The 19,163-nt window shown below is 61.5% G+C and carries 16 protein-coding genes and 1 riboswitch; of the genes, 8 read left to right on the top strand and 8 right to left on the bottom strand.

What is annotated here, in order from left to right:
* Window positions 1-47: 47 nt before the first annotated feature.
* Entirely contained in the window at window positions 48-680 is a 633-nt protein-coding gene (gene msrA, locus AACT07_RS11525) for a peptide-methionine (S)-S-oxide reductase MsrA (protein WP_069527827.1), read from the bottom strand.
* A gap of 268 nt (window positions 681-948) precedes the next feature.
* Between msrA and argA the strand changes: the two genes are divergently transcribed.
* Complete coding sequence (gene argA, locus AACT07_RS11520; protein ID WP_005345063.1) at window positions 949-2,277, top strand: amino-acid N-acetyltransferase; 1,329 nt, start codon at window positions 949-951, stop codon at window positions 2,275-2,277.
* A gap of 107 nt (window positions 2,278-2,384) precedes the next feature.
* Window positions 2,385-2,608: riboswitch (Lysine riboswitch) on the top strand.
* Window positions 2,609-2,698: 90 nt separating this feature from the next.
* Complete coding sequence (gene lysC, locus AACT07_RS11515) at window positions 2,699-4,051, top strand: lysine-sensitive aspartokinase 3 (RefSeq protein WP_069527826.1); 1,353 nt, start codon at window positions 2,699-2,701, stop codon at window positions 4,049-4,051.
* An 82-nt stretch (window positions 4,052-4,133) separates the two neighbouring features.
* On the opposite strand, the gene AACT07_RS11510 is transcribed toward lysC, so the two are convergent.
* The gene (locus AACT07_RS11510; protein ID WP_005333743.1) at window positions 4,134-5,219 is read right to left on the bottom strand and encodes a hypothetical protein; all 1,086 of its coding nucleotides are present in this window, start codon (window positions 5,217-5,219) and stop codon (window positions 4,134-4,136) included.
* Window positions 5,220-5,474: 255 nt separating this feature from the next.
* Between AACT07_RS11510 and AACT07_RS11505 the strand changes: the two genes are divergently transcribed.
* Window positions 5,475-7,730, top strand: coding sequence for an LTA synthase family protein (locus AACT07_RS11505; protein WP_069527824.1), 2,256 nt, complete (start codon window positions 5,475-5,477; stop codon window positions 7,728-7,730).
* Between the two features lie 64 nt (window positions 7,731-7,794).
* Here the strand turns inward: AACT07_RS11505 and AACT07_RS11500 are convergent, their stop codons facing one another.
* Window positions 7,795-8,811: a S66 family peptidase gene (locus AACT07_RS11500; RefSeq protein WP_069527822.1), complete on the bottom strand. Its 1,017-nt coding sequence runs from the start codon at window positions 8,809-8,811 to the stop codon at window positions 7,795-7,797.
* A gap of 265 nt (window positions 8,812-9,076) precedes the next feature.
* Here AACT07_RS11500 and AACT07_RS11495 point away from each other — a divergent pair, with 265 nt between their 5' ends.
* The 5 genes from AACT07_RS11495 to cysG all read left to right on the top strand — a co-directional run bounded on the left by AACT07_RS11495 (window position 9,077) and on the right by cysG (window position 14,631).
* A complete protein-coding gene (locus AACT07_RS11495) occupies window positions 9,077-9,919 on the top strand; it encodes a patatin-like phospholipase family protein (protein ID WP_069527821.1) in 843 nt (280 codons plus the stop codon).
* Between the two features lie 200 nt (window positions 9,920-10,119).
* Entirely contained in the window at window positions 10,120-11,178 is a 1,059-nt protein-coding gene (gene asrA, locus AACT07_RS11490) for an anaerobic sulfite reductase subunit AsrA (protein ID WP_069527818.1), read from the top strand.
* 1 nt (window position 11,179) lies between these two features.
* The gene (asrB, locus tag AACT07_RS11485) at window positions 11,180-12,019 is read left to right on the top strand and encodes an anaerobic sulfite reductase subunit AsrB (protein WP_069527816.1); all 840 of its coding nucleotides are present in this window, start codon (window positions 11,180-11,182) and stop codon (window positions 12,017-12,019) included.
* Window positions 12,020-12,030: 11 nt separating this feature from the next.
* Window positions 12,031-13,041, top strand: coding sequence for a sulfite reductase subunit C (gene asrC, locus AACT07_RS11480; protein WP_005344960.1), 1,011 nt, complete (start codon window positions 12,031-12,033; stop codon window positions 13,039-13,041).
* A gap of 198 nt (window positions 13,042-13,239) precedes the next feature.
* Complete coding sequence (gene cysG / locus AACT07_RS11475) at window positions 13,240-14,631, top strand: siroheme synthase CysG (RefSeq protein ID WP_069527815.1); 1,392 nt, start codon at window positions 13,240-13,242, stop codon at window positions 14,629-14,631.
* A 100-nt stretch (window positions 14,632-14,731) separates the two neighbouring features.
* Here cysG and AACT07_RS11470 read toward each other — a convergent pair whose 3' ends face one another.
* The 5 genes from AACT07_RS11470 to accD all read right to left on the bottom strand — a co-directional run bounded on the left by AACT07_RS11470 (window position 14,732) and on the right by accD (window position 19,082).
* Window positions 14,732-15,334 carry a hypothetical protein gene (locus AACT07_RS11470; protein ID WP_069527813.1) on the bottom strand — a complete coding sequence of 201 codons (603 nt, stop codon included), beginning with the start codon at window positions 15,332-15,334 and terminating at the stop codon, window positions 14,732-14,734.
* A gap of 252 nt (window positions 15,335-15,586) precedes the next feature.
* Window positions 15,587-15,904, bottom strand: coding sequence for a heavy metal-binding domain-containing protein (locus AACT07_RS11465; protein WP_005333757.1), 318 nt, complete (start codon window positions 15,902-15,904; stop codon window positions 15,587-15,589).
* 171 nt (window positions 15,905-16,075) lie between these two features.
* Window positions 16,076-16,882, bottom strand: a complete 807-nt coding sequence (gene dedD / locus AACT07_RS11460) for a cell division protein DedD (protein WP_069527811.1) — start codon at window positions 16,880-16,882, stop codon at window positions 16,076-16,078.
* Between the two features lie 74 nt (window positions 16,883-16,956).
* On the bottom strand, window positions 16,957-18,216 hold the full coding sequence (gene folC, locus AACT07_RS11455) for a bifunctional tetrahydrofolate synthase/dihydrofolate synthase (RefSeq protein WP_069527809.1): 1,260 nt from the start codon (window positions 18,214-18,216) through the stop codon (window positions 16,957-16,959).
* Window positions 18,217-18,218: 2 nt separating this feature from the next.
* Window positions 18,219-19,082, bottom strand: coding sequence for an acetyl-CoA carboxylase, carboxyltransferase subunit beta (gene accD / locus AACT07_RS11450; RefSeq protein WP_042053089.1), 864 nt, complete (start codon window positions 19,080-19,082; stop codon window positions 18,219-18,221).
* Window positions 19,083-19,163 lie beyond the last annotated feature (81 nt).

Genomic DNA, 19,163 nt, shown 5'->3' with positions numbered 1-19,163 from the left:
CCGACCATTTATTTTCACTTTTATTAAGAAATCGACTACAAACCTGTTCAGCGGTTCAGGCTGGGCGGCAAACAGACTCCAATGCCACCCAATCCGCAGTAGCCATCCGGATTTTTCTCCAGATATTGCTGATGGTAATCCTCGGCGTAGTAGAAGGGCGCCAGCGGCAGAATGCGGGTGGTAATGGCACGACTGTCGCCGCTTGCCGCCATCGCCTGCTGGTAGGCCGCCATGCTCTGCTGGGCAATGATCTGCTGGCTCTCGTCGCCATAAAAGATCACCGAGCGATACTGGGTGCCGATGTCCCCGCCCTGACGCATCCCCTGCGCCGGATCGTGCTGCTCCCAGAACAGTCTGAGCAGATCTCCGTAGCTGATCACAGCCGGATCAAACACCACCTGCACCGTCTCGGCATGGCCGGTCAGGCCGCTGCACACCTCTTTGTAGGTGGGATTCTGGGTCACGCCGCCCTGATAACCTGCCGCGGTGGAGTAGACGCCCGGCTGCTGCCAGAACAGGCGCTCCACACCCCAGAAACAGCCCATACCAAACCAGGCCAGCGCCATCCCTTCCGGCCAGGGGCCCTGAGTCGGGTTGCCGTTCACCGCATGCTGCTGACCAATCACCATCGCTTCGCGTCGTCCCGGCAGGGCATCTGCCGGTGAAATAATCTGTTCCATGAATTCTGTCCTTGTATAAAACCCTGTGAAATCACACAGCTGACGAAAAGGAGCATCGAAGATAGCAGTTTATCGCGCCGGATCAACCGGCGGGCCCCTCCCCGCTCGCCCCGGCGGCAGTCTGCACCGTCCGTCACCCTTTCCCAATCCGCACGGCCAACCCGCCCCTCGTAGACCAGAAACGGCCAAAATCAATATTTAGTCTTGATTTGTGAATTAATTTTCATATATTGAGCCAATCGCTGTTTTTTTATGGAAGAAATATCAAGTGCGTGAACGCGAACCCAGTCTGGTCAATGCCTTCCGGCAATCCACCCCCTATGTCAATGTGCATCGGGGTGCCACCTTTGTGCTGATGATGGGGGGAGAAGCCATCTGCCACCCCAACTTCGCCAATATCGTCAGCGATATCGCCCTGCTGCAGACACTGGGCATACGCCTGGTGCTGGTGTTTGGTTCACGTCCGCAAAACGATGAGGCGCTGGCCCGCGCCGGTATCGAGGCCCAGTACCACAAGCGGATCCGGGTCACCGATGACGAGAGTTTCACCATCATCAAACAGGTGTGTGGCGGCCTGCAATACGACATCACCGCCCAGCTCTCCATGGGGCTCGCCAACACCCCGATGCAGGGGGCGCGGATCAGCGTGGTGAGCGGCAACTTCGTCACCGCCCAGCCGCTGGGGGTGGATGATGGCATCGACTTTTGCCATAGCGGCCGGGTGCGCCGCATCGACGTGGAGGGGATCACCCGCCAGCTCGACCAGAAAAGTCTGGTGCTCATCTCCCCCATCGGCTGCTCAGTCACCGGCGAGAGCTTTAACCTGAGCTCCGAAGAGGTGGCCCGCCGGGTGGCGGTCGATCTCAAGGCGGACAAGCTTATCTGCTTTAGCAGCACCCAGGGGGTGATGGACAGGCGCGGCGAAGCCATCTCCGAGCTCTTCCCCGAGCAGGCCGAAGAGCTGCTGGTGGAGCTGGAACAAGCGGGCGAAGAGATGTCCGGCACCGCCCGCTACTTGCGCGCAGCCATTGCCTCCTGCCGTGGCGGCGTGCCCCGTTCCCATCTGGTGAGCTATCAGGATGATGGCGCCATGTTGCAGGAGCTGTTCAGCCGTGACGGCCTCGGCACCCAGATCGTGCGGGAAAGTGCCGAGCAGGCCCGCGCCGCCACCATCGAGGATATCGGCGGCATTCTGGATCTCATTCGCCCGCTGGAGGAGGAAGGGATTCTGGTGCGCCGCTCCCGCGAGCAGCTGGAGATGGAGATCGACAAGTTCACCATCATCGAGCGCGATGGTCTCATCATCGGCTGCGCGGCACTCTACTGCTTTATGGAAGAGGCGATGGCGGAGATGGCCTGCGTCGCCATCCACCCCGATTATCGCAACTCCAACCGGGGGGATCAGCTGGTGGCCAAGGTGGCCGAGCGGGCCAAGCGGCTTGGCATTCGCCGCCTGTTCGTGCTCACCACCCGTTCCATCCACTGGTTCCGGGAGCGGGGCTTCGATCCGCTGGAAGTGGAAGATCTGCCGGTGGCGCGCCAGCGTCTCTACAACTGGCAGCGCCGTTCCAAGGTTTTGTCAAAGACCATTGCCTAAGTCATTGATCCTGCGTTGAGTTAGCCGACAATTTGAACTTTTTCACAAACTCGATTGACAGTGCAATCCAACGCAGGGTATTTCTAAATGCACTCCACCGCCCTGGTGGAGCCAGAAGAGGAGCGCTGCCCAGGCAGCCCAAGGGAGGACGCCAGCGTCCGGTGAACTTGGGTCAGGGGGAGCAGCGCCGAGACGAGTGAGGAGACTGGTAACCTCAACGTCGGCTGCGGGGGCTGAATCCCCCGGGTTGTCATCGGTAGTGATCATCCCCCACCGCGCCCTGTCAGGGGCGGTACGGGATGGGCTCTGCAGGTGGAGTGCTTCTGGCCGGGATAGCTTCGTTCATTCCTGCCATTTTCAGCCTCCTCCTCTCTTTTTTGCCCGATGGAACCGGAATCTTAAAATAAGACAGGAGTAAGCAATGAGCCCGATCAATGTCGCCAAGTTTGGCGGAACCAGTGTCGCCAACTTCCCGGCCATGAATCACTGCGCCGACATCGTGCTGGCCAATCCCGCCACCCGGGTGGTGGTGCTGAGCGCCAGCGCCGGTGTTACCAACCTGCTGGTCGCCCTGGCACAAGGGGAGCTGGACGAAGCGGGCCGCGACGAGCAGCTGGCCAAACTGGCCGGGATCCAGCAGGCCATTCTGGCCGATCTCGGCAACCCCGTTGATGTGAGCGCCCTCATTCATGGCCAGCTGGACGAAATTCGCCTCATGGCCCAGCAAGCTCACCAGCATACCGATGCGGAGCTGGCCGATCGCCTCATCGCCTGCGGCGAGCTGATGTCTACCCGCCTCTTTACCGAGCTGCTGCGCCAGCGCGGCATCAAGGCCCACTGGCAGGATGTGCGCCAGCTGATGCGCACCGACAGCCGCTTTGGCAAAGCCACCGTCGATCTGGCCACCACCCGCACTCTCTGCCAGCAGACGCTGGGCCCGCAGCTGGGCGATAGCCTTATCATCACCCAGGGCTTTATCGGCGCCGATGGCGATGGCCGCACCACCACGCTGGGGCGCGGCGGCTCTGACTACAGCGCAGCCCTGCTCGCCGAAGCACTCGATGCCGCCAGTATCGAGATCTGGACCGATGTGCCCGGCATCTACACCACGGATCCGCGCCTCGTCACCCGCGCCCGCCCCATTCCCGAAATCAGCTTTGTCGAAGCAGCCGAGATGGCCACTTTCGGCGCCAAGGTGCTGCACCCCGCCACCCTGCAACCGGCGGTGCGCCAGAATATTCCGGTGTTTGTCGGCTCCGCCAAGGACCCCGCCGCCGGTGGTACCTGGATCCGCGCCAGCACAGATTCAAGCCCGCTGTTTCGCGCCGTCGCCCTGCGCCGCCAGCAGGTGCTGGTGACCCTGCACAGCCTCAACATGTTCCACGCCTACGGTTTTCTGGCCGAAGTGTTCGGCATTCTGGCCCGTCACCGCATCTCGGTCGACCTCATCACTACCTCGGAAGTGAGCGTGTCATTGACGCTGGATCACACCGGCAGCCAGAGCAACGGCGAACCGATCCTGAGCGACAAGGTACTGGCCGAGCTGGGCCAGCTTTGCAAAGTGGAGGTGGAAACCGGTCTGGCACTGGTGGCGCTCATCGGCAACCGGATGAGCGAAGTGAACGGGGTGGGCAGTCAGGTCTTTGACGCCCTGCGCGAGCACAACATCCGGATGATCTGTTACGGCGCCAGCGCCCACAACCTCTGCTTCCTGGTCAAGGAGAGCGAGGCGGGCAATATCGTCAACCGCCTCCATCAGGAGTTGCTGGACTGACCCTCACCGCTAGGCAATTTCGAACACGCAACAGGGCGCCAGCAAGGCGCCCTGTTCATTTGTACTCCGCCAAGGTATTGGCTCAGGCAAGGCTGGTGGCAGGCAACTGACAGGCGACGGCTTCGCGGCGCAACTGCTGCAAGCGGGCCAGCAGCCCGGTCTGGCCCAGCTCCGTCTCCTGAGGCGAGAGATTGTCCACCAGCAGCGGATAGTGATCCGTTACCGCCTGCATCAGCCAATCGAGGCGACGCAGGGTGAGCGGGCCGCAACTCTGGCCGCTCAGATCATCGGCCACATCGAGCCGGTGGCTGCGATACATGTCCCGCCACCAGTTGGCGACCAGCGCCTCGTCGCTCGCCAGCGCGGCGCTCCACTCCCCTTGCAGGGCGTGCAGGCGGGCCAGCACGGGCGCGCTGGCCCCTTCGCGGATCAGGTGGTGGATCTCCCGTTTCACCCATTTCAGACAAAGCTCGCGCCAGTAGCGAAATTGCGGCAGAGGATCGGCCTCATCGAGCCAGAGTCCGGAGAGGGTACGGGTCTCCAACCGCTCCGGTACATGGAACTGCGGGTCGACCAGACCGTTGGAGTTGTATTCAAAGCGGGGATCGAAGGTCCACATATAGCCAAAGTCGAACACGCAGATCTGCTCGCCGTCATCGAGCAGGTTGCCCGGGCTCGGGTCCCAGTCAAACCAGCCCCAGCGGGCCAGCTCCCCCTGCACCTCCAGCATCTGGGCCAGATTGCGCTCGTTGAGCTGGTGGACCGGCACACCCCGCAACCAGGGGGAGACCAGCACACCGGCCCGCGCCGAGCCAAAGCTGGTGCAGACCACGTGGGAGAGGACAGTAGGATGCAACTCGCGCAGCGCCTCGATTTCGCGCCGCCGCTCCAGCTCGGTCAGAAAGGCAGTCTTGCCATCGAGGTTGGCCACCAGTGAATCCTGACGGCGCCGCTTGAGGCACCAGTGATGCCCCTCCACCTTGAGGTGAAACACCTCGGCGGTGAGACCGTGGCGATAGACCTTGACCACAGCCGGATGGCTATCCTTCAGCTTGACCAGTTGGGCCAGCGGCAACGGGCAGTCGCGCTCACGTCCGATCCGGATCTCTTCCTTGCTCTCCAGCATGCGCAGCAATCTGGCCTGACGTGCCATCACTTTGGGATTCATACATGTACCTCCAGTCGCTATCGAGAGACTAAACAGCAGATCCCTCCCAAGCCAGCGGCAAAACCCCATGATGACGCTTTCATCACATATTCCGAACAACCCCTCGATCGGGATCACAATTTGCAAGGTTGAGCTGTAACCAAATATTCATTAAGTGGTCATTAAATTGACAAGCTGAAACAAGGCCCGCACCATCGGGTCAAACTCTATGCGGATGAACGATCTCTCCCTCACTCGCTCAAAGGATGAGCTTATATGAATCGCCCCTCCTCAGGCCGCCCCCGCGTCCTGAGTCTGCCCTCTCTGCTGCTTGCCCTGCTGGGCGGATTGCTGCTGCTGACCCTGTTGTTGCCGCTGATCAATCCCGGCAGCTGGCTGGGCCGTGCCCAGCCGCTGGTGCTGGGCCCCGCCGACAATCCACTGGCCACCCTCACCCGCCACGCCCTGCTCTATAAAAGCGACAGCCGCGGCCTCTATCTGGTGGTACGGAGCCAGTGGCAGTTGCGGGGACCATTGCAAGCGGGGGACAAGGTGCGGGTGGAGCTACTCAACGACAAGGGGGAGCGGATCGACCAGCTCAGTCAAGCGGTGGATAAGCGTCAGGTGTGCCGCAATAACCGCTGCTCGCTGGATCTCAACAGCACCCTGCGCGCCCCGGACGATGCACTGGCCAGCCGTTATCAGCTGCGCATCGGGCTGCTGCTCAAAGATCGCCCCGAGAGCGGCGACTTCAGCCAGATCCTGCAAACCCTGCCGGAGCAGGGCTTCAACCTCACCTATCTGGTAGTGAGCCTGACGCTGGTGCTGGCCCTGAGCGCCGCCGTGCTCAAGACGGTGCTGCCAAAGCTGCGTCGCAGCCTGCGCTGGCGGATCATCGGCAGCCTGCTGCTCGGCAACCTCACCTTTGTGCTGCTGCACGGCTTCGTGGTGTTCAAGCTGGGGGAGTTTCTGCTCTGGTCAGGCTTTCGGCCGGAGCACTACTATCTCGCCTGGGGCAGCATGGTGCTGGGTTGGAGCCTCTGCGCGCTGGCGGGCTTCAACCTCTATATGGGGCTGGTCTTTACCGCGCTGTCAGGCATAGGTCTGCTGGCCAACTTTATGAAGATCGCCATCTACGGCGTGCCGCTCGGCGGGGACGATTTTGGCAACCTGCTGGCGCTGCTGCGGATCCTGCTCGACCAGCACCCCATCCTGCCCATCTTCACCGTGTTGCTGGCACTGTTTCTCTGCTGGCGCTTTGCCCTGTCGCGCTGGGTGTTGCGCACAGCCGCTGCCACCGTCGCCTTCTTTGCCCTCTGCGTCTTTGCCACCCAGACCGGCAACAAGCTGCTGGGGGCCAACATTCGCTACGTGGATCGCGCGGTCAACTACCACAGGGACATCATCCGCTCCGGCCCCGGCCTCTATCTGTTCAATCTGGTGGACGAGATGCTGCAAAGCGGCAGCGTGTTTCGCTACCCCTTGCAGATCAACGAGCTGGCCCCGCAGCTGAGCTATCCGCCCCAGGGCATAGCGCCGCGCTGGGATCTGGTGATCGTGCTGCAATATGAGTCGCTCTGGCTCGACTGGAAGGGGCGGATCTGCGCCCCGGCTCCCACCCTCTCCCTACCCGCCAGCGTGCAGCAGTGGCAAAAAACCATCCACTCCCCCACCACCGGCGGCATGACGGTACTGGCGGAGTTCGAGATGAACACCGGCCTGCCGGTGGGCTTGCTCAAGCAGGGTGTGGTGCCCTACTACTACCTCTCGCAGCAGGTGCCGGGGCTGGCCCAGAGCGCCAGACAGAGCGGCTACCAGACCCTGTTCGCCCACCCCTATGTGGAAAAATTCTGGGGCCGCGCCAAGGCGATCCCGGCGCTCGGCTATGAGGAGCGCTGGTTCGACACCCGCTTCACCACCCTTGAGCACAAGGGGCTCTATATCTCCGATGATGCCCTCATCGACCACCTGCTCAAGCGCAGCGAGCAGGATGACAAACCGCTGTTTGCCTATGCGGTCACCATGCAGGGGCACGGCCCCTTTGATGGCCCCCGCTATCAGGGGCAGGAGCGCAGCGGCGCCTGCCCGAACCAGAGCGAGAGTGACACCCAGCTGCTCAACACCTATTACACAGGGGTGGTGGATGCCATGGCCTCGCTGGAGCGGCTGCTCAAGACCCTCGACCAGTCGGGCAAGCGCTATCTGGTGGTGGCCTTTGGCGATCACCAGCCGTTTTTGATGTCTGCCGGCAAGGGCATTCACGGTGACAAGCCGGCACGCGATGCCACCTACCAGATCCCCATGATGGCCTTCACCCGCGCCGATGACCCCCTCAATCTGGCGACCCAGTTTGCGCCGGTACGCCAGCTCTACCAGATGGGTCAGGCCACCCGCCAGCTGCTGGCGGGGGATATCACCCCCATCGAAGAGAAACCCCTGCTCCATCCGGTGCTAGGCGAGGAGAAAGGATTCGACCCATCAAGCCTGGTGCCGCAGATCCGCGCCAGCTTCCGGCCCGATGCCCTGCCCTGATCCATCCCCACAAAAACAGACAAGGCCGCATCCGCGGCCTTGTTGTTGGACATTCATTTAGCCCTCATTCTGCTCGCCACCATGGTTCCAGTAGCGTGAGCTGCTGTTGGTCGAGATCGAGCGCTACCTCGATACCCAGCGGCAGCGTCAGCATGGGGTGGGTATGGGCGCAGTCAAACTCCGCCAGAATGGGGAAGTTTGGCTCCCCCACCACCTCCAGCAGGATATCGAGGGGGCGCTTGCCGCTCCCCTGATCGTTGAACAGCTCGTGCTTGCCGAGGATAAGGGCGCCGATCCGATCAAACACCCCGCACAGCTTGAGATGGGCAAAAGATCGCTCCAGCGTCTCGGCAGATTTCAGGCTGTCCTCCAGCAGCAGAATGTCGCCGTGCTCGATGGGCGGCATATAGGGGGAGCCCCAGATCCCCGCCATGGTGTTGAGGTTGCCGCCCATCAGCCGTCCCTCAACCCGGCCTGAGCCGACCGAGATCAGCCGATTGGGCTGGTAGCACTTGGCCCTGGTCTGGTTCTCCCAATCGAGCCGTTCATCGCTCCACTTTGCCGGGGTAGGCAGCGTGCAGGGGACGCCAGCTTCATCGGCCAATGCAATCTGTAAAAAACTGGCCAGCGTCTCATCCACCAGCGGCGGCAACTCGCCAAAGGAGGCCACCAGCGCCGGGCCATAAAAGGTAACCAGGCCAGTTTGGGCATGGATGCCGAGCAGCAGCGCCGTCACGTCTGAGTAGCCAACGATAATCTTGGGATTGCGCCTCAGCGCCTCAAAATCGAGGTAGGGCAGCAGGGAGTTGGAGTTGCTGCCGCCAATCACCGACATGATGCAGCGCACTTCTGGGTCGCGAATAAGGGCGTTGAGCTCCTCGGCCCGCGCGGCAATGGAGCCTGATCGCCAGTGATCCTGCTGGCCGGTGAGGCTGCCCGCCTTGAGCCTAAAGCCCTGCCCCTCAAGAAAGGCTTTTGCGCGGGCAAAACGGTTGGGTGCCCAGGCGGTCGCCGCGCTGGAGGGGGAGAAAAAAGCGATGGTATCGCCACGTCGGAGCAGTGGGGGAACCAATAACGTCATGACACACTCATCCTTGCCAATATCCAGCCATCACAGAGTCGTTGAGACTCCTACACAACCCCTTTGATCACAACGGGTTTATTACGGTCGTTTAGAAATACAAAACACTTGATTCATTATTAACAGATATTCTAAACACCATCCCCTTCCTAGAATGACCTCATTGCGATGGCCAACCCCGGTTGGTTGTCAGAACGGTCGGCCTGACAGCCCGGACGTTCTCTTTCCCACTTTTTCTCTCTGACTTATCAATGAGGTGCCTGTCATGAACAAAAACGCATCCCCCAGCGCATTGGTTGTAGAAGGCGGTGCCATGCGCGGCATATTTGCCAGCGGCGTGCTGGATGCGTTTATCGAGCATGACTATCGCCCCTTTGACTTCGCCATCGGCGTCTCGGCGGGGGCCACCAACTTGCTGGCTTATCTCGCCAGCCAGCATGGCCGCAGCCACGAGATCCTGACCAAACTGGCGTGCAGCCAGCAGTTTATGGATCCCCTGCGCTTTGCCAAGGGGGGCAATCTGGTGGATATCCACTGGCTGTGGAACACCAGCTGTCGCAAGTATCCCCTCGACATTCACGCCTACCGGGAGACCGGCATCCCCTTCTATGCGGTGGTGACCAATACCCTGACCGGCAAGGCGGAGTACATCCGGGTCAAGCCGGAGAACATGAACGAGGTGCTGCCCGCCAGCTGCGCCATTCCCCTCGCCTCCCACGAATACCCGGAGGTACACGGGGTACCGATGACAGATGGCGGGGTGGCCGACTCCATCCCGGTGATCGAGGCCTACCGCCGCGGTGCCCGTCACCTGACGGTGATCCTCTCCGAGCCCCTTGGCTATCGGCTCAAGCCGATGCCTTTCCCCTGGATGATCCGTACCCTGCTCAAGACCCGCCCCGCGCTGGCACAGGCGCTGGAGCAGAGGGATCGCAGCTACAACGAGGCGCTCGATTTTATCGCCAATCCGCCGGAGGACTGCCAAGTCGAGGTGATCGCCCCGGCAGACTACTTCCCCGTTTCCCGTTTTACCCGCGATATCAACAAGCTGGAGATGGGATACGTGATGGGCAAGTGCGAAGGCTATCAAGCCGCCCTGCTCAATTGACAAGGGTTTTACAGGCATGACCCGACCTGCCGCGACGCACGCGCCGCAAACACAATAACAATCGGGTCAGTTGAGCAACATGAGTCATAAAAACAGACCGTGGCGAGGCAAGCGCGGCCAGAACCGATGCCAGACATCCTGACCGGCCCGCTCCTCATCCCTATGCCAGGGCATCTCACCCTCATACAAGGTGTTTATTTATGTCGTTTCTTCTCACCCATCCCGCGCTGGCGCAGCTGTTCGAGCGGCTGCTGCCCGATTACCGCATCATGGCACCCGCGGCCGAATATCGGGGCGGCCGCTTCTCCGACACCGACAACGTCACCTATCACAGCATCCGTCATCCGGCCGATCTGGTGTGGCAGGAGAAGTCCCACTTCTCCCCGAAAGAGGTGGTGCTCCCCATCACCCAGACCCTGTTCCACTTCGACAATCTGGAGCTGCGCGAATCCAAGGTGGAGGCCAAGCCCACCCTGTTGTTCTTGCGCAGCTGCGATATCCACGCCCTGCGCAGGCTGGATCAGGTCTACCTGAAAAACGGCCAGAACAGCGACGTCTACTACGCCCGGCTGCGCAGCAAGCTCAAGCTGGTACTGCTGGAGTGCCGCGAGAGCTTCGAGAACTGCTTCTGCGTCTCCATGGGCAGCAACGAGACCCGGGACTACGCCGCCGCCATTCGTCTGAGCGATGAGGGTGCCCGTATCGAGGTGAAGGATCCCGAGCTGCTCGGCTACTTTGCCGAACTGGGTGAATCCGATGACTTCACCCCGGAATTTGTCCAGAGCAACCCGGTCAAGGTACGCACCCCGGACAGCATCTGTGACGACCCCCAGCGGATCCGCCAGATCCTCACCGCCCATCCGGTCTGGGCCGAGTACGACAGCCGCTGCATCGGCTGCGGCCGCTGTACCACCTCCTGCCCGACCTGCAGCTGCTACAGCGTGCACGACCTCACCTATGCGGAGAACCCCAAGCAGGGCGAACGCCGTCGCCAGTGGGCCAGCTGCATGGTGGATGGCTTCAGCGACATGGCCGGTGGCCACGGTTTTCGCGCCAAGCATGGCGAGCGCCTGCGTTATCGCGCCCTGCACAAGGTCAACGACTACAAGGCCCGTCAGGGAGAGGAGCACATGTGCGTCGGCTGCGGCCGCTGCGACGATCGCTGCCCTCACTACATCTCCTTTAGCAACATCATCAACAAGATGACCGATGTGGTCGAACAGACCATCGCAGCCGACAACGCGCAGGGGGCGAACTGATATGTGCCAGTGCCAGCAAACCGCAACAGCAGAACAACAGCAGGAAGCAGTCGAAAACCGCCTGCTGCCCAAGGCCTACACCATTCTGGCCATCGAGCGCCACACCGGGCTGGAGTGGAACTTTCGGGTCTCCCGCGACTTTGATGTCCACTACGGCCAGTTTGTGGAGATCTCCCTGCCCACCGTGGGCGAAGCGCCCATCTCGGTCTCCGACTATGGCGATGGCTATGTGGATCTGTTGATCCGCAAGGTCGGCAAGGTGACCGATGCGCTGTTTGCCCTCGATGTGGGCGACAAGGTGTGGATGCGCGGCGTCCACGGCAACGGCTACCCGCTGGAAACCTACCGCAACCAGCACCTCATCGTGGTGGCGGGCGGCACCGGCGTCGCGCCGGTCAAGGGGCTGCTGCGCCGCTTCAGCAAACATCCGGAAGAGGTGAAATCCCTCGACATGATCCTCGGCTTCAAGAACGAGCAGGCGGTGCTCTATCGCCACGAGATGCCGCTGTGGGCCGAGCAGCAGAACCTTATCGTCACCCTGGACGAGGGCAAGGAGAGCGAGCAGTTTCGCATCGGCCGGGTCACCGACTACATCGATCAGCTGGATCTCGCTGACAAGGAGGATATCCAGGTGATCGTGGTCGGCCCCCCCATCATGATCCGCTTCGTGGTGCTCGCCTTCCTCGAACGGGGCATCCCCAAGGATCGCATCTGGGTCGACTACGAACGCCGCATGGCCTGCGCCGTGGGCAAGTGTGGCCACTGCCGGATGGGCGACACCTATATCTGCGTGGATGGACCGGTCTTTCGTTTTGACCAGGCCCAGCATCTGATCGACTGAGGGAGAACACCATGAGTCTCGATATCGACATCATCAAGGCCCGCGCCAAGAACGAATACCGCCTCTCCAAGGTGCGCGGCGAAGCGATGATCAGCGTACGCATTCCCGGCGGGATCATGCCCGCCCACCTGCTGGCGGTGGCCCAGCAGATCGCCGAACAGTACGGCAACGGCCTGATCCACCTCACCACCCGCCAGAAGCTGGCGATGCCCGGCATCAAGTATCAGGACATGGACAAGGTCAACGCCGCCCTCGAGCCCTTTATCAAGGAGATCGAGGTGGAGACCTGCGGCATCGAGGTAGAAGACACCCAAGCCGGTTACCAGAGCATCGGCGGGCGCAACATCGTCGCCTGTCAGGGCAACACCATCTGCCAGAAGGGCAATATCGACTGCACCGGGCTGGCCCAGCGGATGGAGAAACACCTCTACCCCAACCCCTATCACCTCAAGATGGTGATAGCCGGCTGCCCCAACGACTGCGCCAAGGCCAACATGGCCGACTTCGGCATCCTCGGCATCGCCAAGATCCACTTCAATGCCGAGCGCTGCATCGGCTGCGGCGCCTGCGTCAAGGCGTGCAGCCACCACGCGGTGGATTGCCTCGCCATCAAACATGGCAAGGCGGTCAAGGAGGAGAGCAAGTGCATCGGCTGTGGCGAGTGCGTGCTGGCCTGCCCGACCCTGGCCTGGCAGCGGGATCCCAAGCAGCTCTACATGGTCAAGCTGGGGGGGCGCACCAGCAAGAAGACTCCCCGTACCGGCAAGCTTTTCCTCAACTGGGTCACCGAAGAGGTGCTGCACGCGGTGATCAAGAACCTGTTCGAGTTCGAGGCCGAGATGCTTGATGGCAAACCCATCTATCTGCACATGGGTCACCTTATCGACCGGGCCGGTTATCACAAGTTCAAGGAGCGGGTGCTGCGCGGCGTCACCCTCAACCCGGAAGCCATGGTCGCTGACCGCATCTTCTGGGCCGAAGATCAGTACGTCGCCAACATGCACGTCAAAGCGGTGCAATAGGAAAAACCTCGTTTGGGGAAGCGTGATCAAGTGGCCGACACCGGTGGGGATCTGTCGTTGGCCCGGGCGTAGATCACCCTTCCCCTTTTTTTATTCCCGTCGGGGGATCTTTCCCCCGACCATCCGGGGTGCGTCACGGCGCGCCCTGCTATCTCGCCCGGCGCGGCATTGCGAGCGGGCCAGCATCCGGAGCCTGTTATGGACTTTCTCCCTCTCTTCTGTCAGTTGCAAAACAAGCCGGTCCTGATCGTCGGCGGCGGTGAGGTGGCGGTGCGCAAGGCGCGCCTGCTGCTCGATGCCAAGGCGAAGATCACCATCAATGCCCCGCACCTGGAACCCCAGCTGATGAGCTGGGCCGAGCAGGGTCGCCTGACCGTCTGCGCCGCCGGCTTTCATCCCGAACTGCTCGATGGTAAGTGGCTGGTGATCGCCGCCACCAACCAGCAAGAGGTCAACCAGCAGGTCTTTCATGAGGCGAACCTGCGCCAGATCTTCTGCAATGTGGTGGACTCTCCGGCCCACTGCAGCGCCATCATGCCCGCGATCATTGACCGCTCGCCGCTGATGGTGGCCATCTCCAGCGCAGGCGCGGCGCCGGTTCTAAGCCGCCAGCTGCGGGAAAAATTCGAAGCCATGCTACCGCAACACCTCGGCCAGCTCGCGGCGCTGGCGGGCAAGCTGCGCGAGCGGGTCAAACTCATTCCGGACAAGCTGGCCCGCCGCCGCTTCTGGGAGCGGCTCTTTAGCCACGAGCGCCTCGCCCGCCAACTGGCCCGCGGCCAGCAGCAAGCTGCCGAGCAGAGCGTCTCCGAGCTGCTCGAGGAGCAACCGCAGAGCAAGGGAAGCGTCACCCTGGTGGGAGCAGGGCCCGGCGATGCGGGACTGCTTACCCTAAGCGGTCTGCAGCAGTTGCAGCAGGCGGATGTGGTGGTCTATGACCGACTGGTGTCGCAGGAAGTATTGGCGCTTGTTCGCCGGGATGCCGAGCGGATCTTTGTTGGCAAGGAGGCGGGCCGCCACTGTGTGCCCCAGCAGGCGATCAACCAGCTGTTGCTGGAACAAGCGCAGCTGGGCAAACAGGTGGTGCGGCTCAAGGGGGGCGATCCCTTTATCTTTGGCCGGGGTGGCGAGGAGCTGGAAACCCTGGCCGAGGCGGGCATCCCCTTCTCGGTGGTACCGGGCATCACGGCTGCATCGGGTTGCGCCGCCTACAGCGGCATTCCCCTCACCCACCGCGATCACGCCCAGCGGGTGCAGTTCATCACCGGCCACGACAAGGAGGGCAATATCGCCCAGGAGTGGTCGACGCTGGCGGCCCCACGCCAGACTCTGGTGTTCTACATGGGGCTGGCCCACGCCGCCCGCATTCAGGATGCGCTGCAAACCCACGGCATGCCCGGTCACACCCCTGTGGCGCTGGTGGAGCAAGGCACCCAGCTCAGTCAGCGGGTGGTGCGCGGAGAGCTGCAGCAGTTGGCCGAACTGGCCCGTCAGGTGAAGAGCCCGAGTCTCATCATTATCGGCACCGTGGTCACCCTGGCCGACAAGCTGGACTGGTATGGGGAAGCCAACGCCATCCACGGCATCTAACCCCGCACGGCTATCACCCAATAGAGACAACAAAACAGAGAGCGGCCATGCCGCTCTCTGTTTTTTGCATCAATGACCAAGCCGTGGCACGGCGCGTCTGTTACTCCAGTGTGATGGGGCCGGTATTCTGAACATCGCTGTCATTCCAGTCGCTCTCATCACGAATACGCGGATCCCCCTGCAAGGTGTAGAGGATGGTGCCCTGACGAAACTGCAGCGCGCCATCGGCCCGTTTCGCCTTCACCTTGACTCCGTTGACCCACACCTGCTCCTTGCCATCCACCTGAATATTGGCCACCGTGGCGCCTGTCTCGCGGTTCTTGGCGATCCACTTGCCCTGATAGGGGGAATCCCCTTTGGCCATCGGCAGTGCGGCGGCCTTGCCCGCCGACCAAGCGTGCACGGTGCAAAAGCCGTGAGCCCGGCGATCATGCTTGATGACGTAATCCAGGGTGGGTTCGCTGGCGGGCAGATCGAAGGTGATCCCGATGACCACCTTGCCGCTCGTGGCCGAATAGGCGGCGGGCGCCAGCGTTTTCAGGGTAGCTTTCTTGCCATTGATAAAGACGTTGCCCCCTTGCGACTTGACCCGGATATCGGTGGGACAAGTGGCGCTGAAGTTGGGCAGCGCCGCGAGGGCACTGCTGGCATGGGCGGTCATGGCCAACATGACAAGGGTCAGCAGAGCAGGTTTTTGATTCATAGTGATACGCCTTCAAAAGAAGAGAACCTCGTCCGTGAGCGGTGTCGTTCCTGATGGCGGCACTCTAGCTTGACCCTCTCGGGCTACCCAGTGAAAAAAAATAAAACCGGCCAGTGGAATTATTAATAAATATAAATATTTAAAATCAATGTGTTGAGTGATAACCCTGCCAGCCGCCACGCATCAGACAGGCAATAAAAAAGCCGATAACCCGGTTATCGGCTCATTGCCCATGCAGAAGCTGGTGCCCGATCAGACCACCACGGCGGTGCCACTGATGCTGACCATCAGCATGCTGCCATTTTGCCCCACCACCTCGTAGTCGATATCGATGCCGACCACTGCGTTGGCACCAAGGGCCGCGGCGCGCTCTTTTAGCTCATCGAAGGCGATCTCGCGGGCACGGGCCAGCTCTTTTTCATAGGCGCCGGAGCGGCCGCCGATGATGTCGCGGATCCCGGCAAAGAGATCCTTGAAAATATTGGCGCCGAGAATGGCTTCGCCAACCACGATGCCGCGGTATTCACGAATGGTTTTGCCTTCCAGCGTGGGGGTCGTCGAGAGGATCATCTTGAACTCCTGTGAGTAGCAGAAGGGCTCAGACTACCCCAACTGCCCGAAAATCCCAACCGGGGGGTGGCCTGTACGACGTCGACCTTAAAAATCACGGCAGCCAGATAAAAAAACACCGCGCACGGAGCGCGGTGTTTGTTTCAAAGGGCCATTGCCAACTGCAAGCCGTCACGGATTGTAAGAGACCACCGAGCCACTGAGGCCGGTCATCTGGGAGATCCGCCCCTGCATGCCCTGCAGTTTGGCCTTGGAGACATCCGGTCCGATAAAGACCCGGTTGAGCTGACCCTGCACCGGTGTGCGCGGCGAGGTGTGGGCAGAGTAGCCCGCCGCCCGCAGCTTGCTCACCAGCGCGTTGACGCTGTCGACGTTCTTGAAGGCGCCAAGCTGGAGGATCCAGCTACCCTGCGCCGGTGCCGCAGCAGGCGCGAGCGCGAGAGTGGTCGGCTGGGTCATCTTGCTTTCAATCAGATCGTCGAGGGACTTGATCTGACCCGCCTGCGGCTTGGCCGGCGCGGGCGCCTTGGCCACTTCAACCGGTTTGGCTGGCGTCGGCTTGGGTGCTGGCTTGGGCGGTTCGACCGGTTTTTTGGCCACCACTTCCGGCTTGGGCTGTGGCTTGGGTTGAGCATTCTGTTGCGGCTGAACCGGTGCCGGTGCGGCAGGGGTTGTCGCCGGCTGCGCACCGTTGCCCTGACTGGCGAGGGTCATGGGGTCAGCCACCTCTTCCACTTGCCACTGCTGTGCCGCAGAGGCCTGTTGCTGGCTGGCCAGATGATCGGCTGGCAGGCTGCTGGCTGCCGAGACCTGCAGCGCAGGCTTGGCAGGCTCCAGCTCAGGGCGCAGCGGGATCTTGGCAAAGGCCTCCTCCTTTTGTGCCAGCTTGTGACCATCCATCAAGTCCGGCAGGAAAATAACAACCAGGGCCACCAGGATGACGGTGCCCACCAGACGGTTTTGAAACTTCGAGGCCAAGTTGAATCCTACCTTTACGTAACTCAATATGCGATTTGGCTCCCCACCCGAGGGCCGGGGAGCCGGGGTGTGGCCTAGACGGCGACACCCGCCAGAATGTCGGCGACAGTGTAAAACGAACCAAACACAATGACCATATCGTCCGGACTCGATGCGGCCAACGCTGCCTGATAAGCGGCGCTGACATCATCAAACTCCCTGGCAGGGCCCTTTCCCTCCCCCAGCGCCGCAGCCAGTTGCGCAGCAGTGGCGGCGCGCGGGCCGGTGAGACTGGCCAGATACCACTCGCCGATCAGACCATCAAGTTCGGCAAGGGATCCCGCCATGTCCTTGTCTTTGAGCATGCCGACCACGGCGCGGCGCACACCCGAGCAGGGCATCTTGCGCAATTGCGCGGCCAGATAGGCTGCCGAATGGGGGTTATGGGCCACATCGACGATCACCAGCGGCGCACTTTGCAGCTGCTGCATCCGGCCAGCTAGGCGGGCATTGGCCAGCCCGTCACGAATGGCGGACTCCGGCAGCGGCAAGCCGAGGGATTCCAGCGCCGCCAGCACGGTCACCGCGTTCATCAGCGGCAGCGCCGGTTTTGGCAGATCCCGCCACTGGTTGAGGCCGTGATAATCCCAACCGCTCTCGTGCTCATCGCCACGAAAATCGATACCGACCTGACGCAGGTTGGCGCCAAGACGCGCCGCTTCGCTCGCGATAGTCGCAGGCGGATTAGGCTCACCGCTGATGGCGGGTTTACCGGCGCGATAGACCCCGGCCTTCTCCACCGCCACAGCTTCGCGGGTATCACCCAGCCAGTCGCAGTGATCGAGGGCAATGGAGGTGATCATGGCGACATCGGACTCCACCACGTTGGTGGCGTCGAGCCGACCACCCAGCCCCACTTCCAGCAGCAGCACATCGGGGGCGGCGCGGCAGAAGAGCCACAAACCGGCCAGGGTGGCGAACTCGAAGAAGGTAAGGGCAATCTCGCCGCGAGCAGCTTCCACCTCGGCAAAGGCGTCGCAGTGATCGTTGTCGGCCAGCTCTTGCCCGTTGACCCGCACCCGCTCGGTAAAGCGCAGCAGATGGGGCGAGGAGTAGACGCCGACCTTGTAGCCTGCGGCCATCAGAATGCTGGCCGCCATGGCACAGCTGGAGCCCTTGCCGTTGGTGCCCGCCACCGTGATCACCTTGAACGGCAACTGGGTGAGACCCATGCGCCGGGCAACGGCACCGACCCGATCCAGCCCCATGTCGATATTGACCGGATGGATCTGCTCCAAATAAGAAAGCCAGTCGACAAGCGACCGGCTTTGGGATTGTTGCATGTTTGAACTCATCTTCACTCTTCGATGACGTGAGTATTCAGCATTTTGGCGAGCAGGCTGGCCAGACGGTTACGCATTTCGCGGCGATCGATGATGATATCGATGGCACCCTTTTCCAGCAGGAACTCGGAGCGCTGGAAGCCTTCCGGCAGTTTCTCGCGCACGGTCTGCTCGATAACGCGCGGGCCGGCAAAGCCGATCAGCGCCTTGGGCTCGCCCACGTTGATGTCACCCAGCATCGCCAGACTGGCAGAGACGCCCCCCATGGTGGGGTCGGTCAGCACGGAGATATAGGGCAGGCCGGCTTTGGACAGACGGTCCAGCGCCGCACTGGTCTTGGCCATCTGCATCAGGGAGAACAGCGCTTCCTGCATGCGAGCACCACCAGAGGCGGAGAAGCAGACCAGACCGCGGCCTTCCTTGATGCACTCCTCGACGGCGCGCACAAAGCGGGCACCGACCACGGAGGCCATGGAGCCACCCATGAAGGAGAATTCGAATGAACAGGCGACAACCGGTACCCCTTTGAGGGTCCCTTTCATCACCACCAGCGCATCTTTCTCCGCCGTCTCTTTCTGCGCGGCAGACAAACGATCCTTGTAGCGCTTGGAATCCTTGAATTTCAGTACATCCTGCGGCTCCAGCTCGGCACCGATCTCGGTACGACCCTGCTCATCGAGGAAGCTCTCGAGACGGGCGCGGGCGCTGATGCGCATATGATGATCACACTTGGGGCACACTTCGAGGTTGCGCTCCAACTCTGCCCGGTAGAGCACCTGTTCACAAGCACTGCACTTGGTCCACACCCCTTCCGGAATGTTGTGACGACGGGGCGCAGTGATCTTGCTCTTGGGAAGAATCTTCTCAAGCCAGCTCATGGAATTCCTTAATGCTTTTGTGCCTGACAAAACGCATCGAGCCTAGATTGTTCAATGACTTAATAGCTCGATGGCAACAAA

The sequence above is a fragment of the Aeromonas sp. ANP5 genome (assembly GCF_963870295.1).
In the GTDB taxonomy this organism is placed as follows: Bacteria; Pseudomonadota; Gammaproteobacteria; order Enterobacterales; family Aeromonadaceae; genus Aeromonas; species Aeromonas veronii.
The sequence above is the reverse complement of the archived record's forward strand: the minus strand, read 5'-3'. Positions and strand labels throughout refer to the sequence as shown.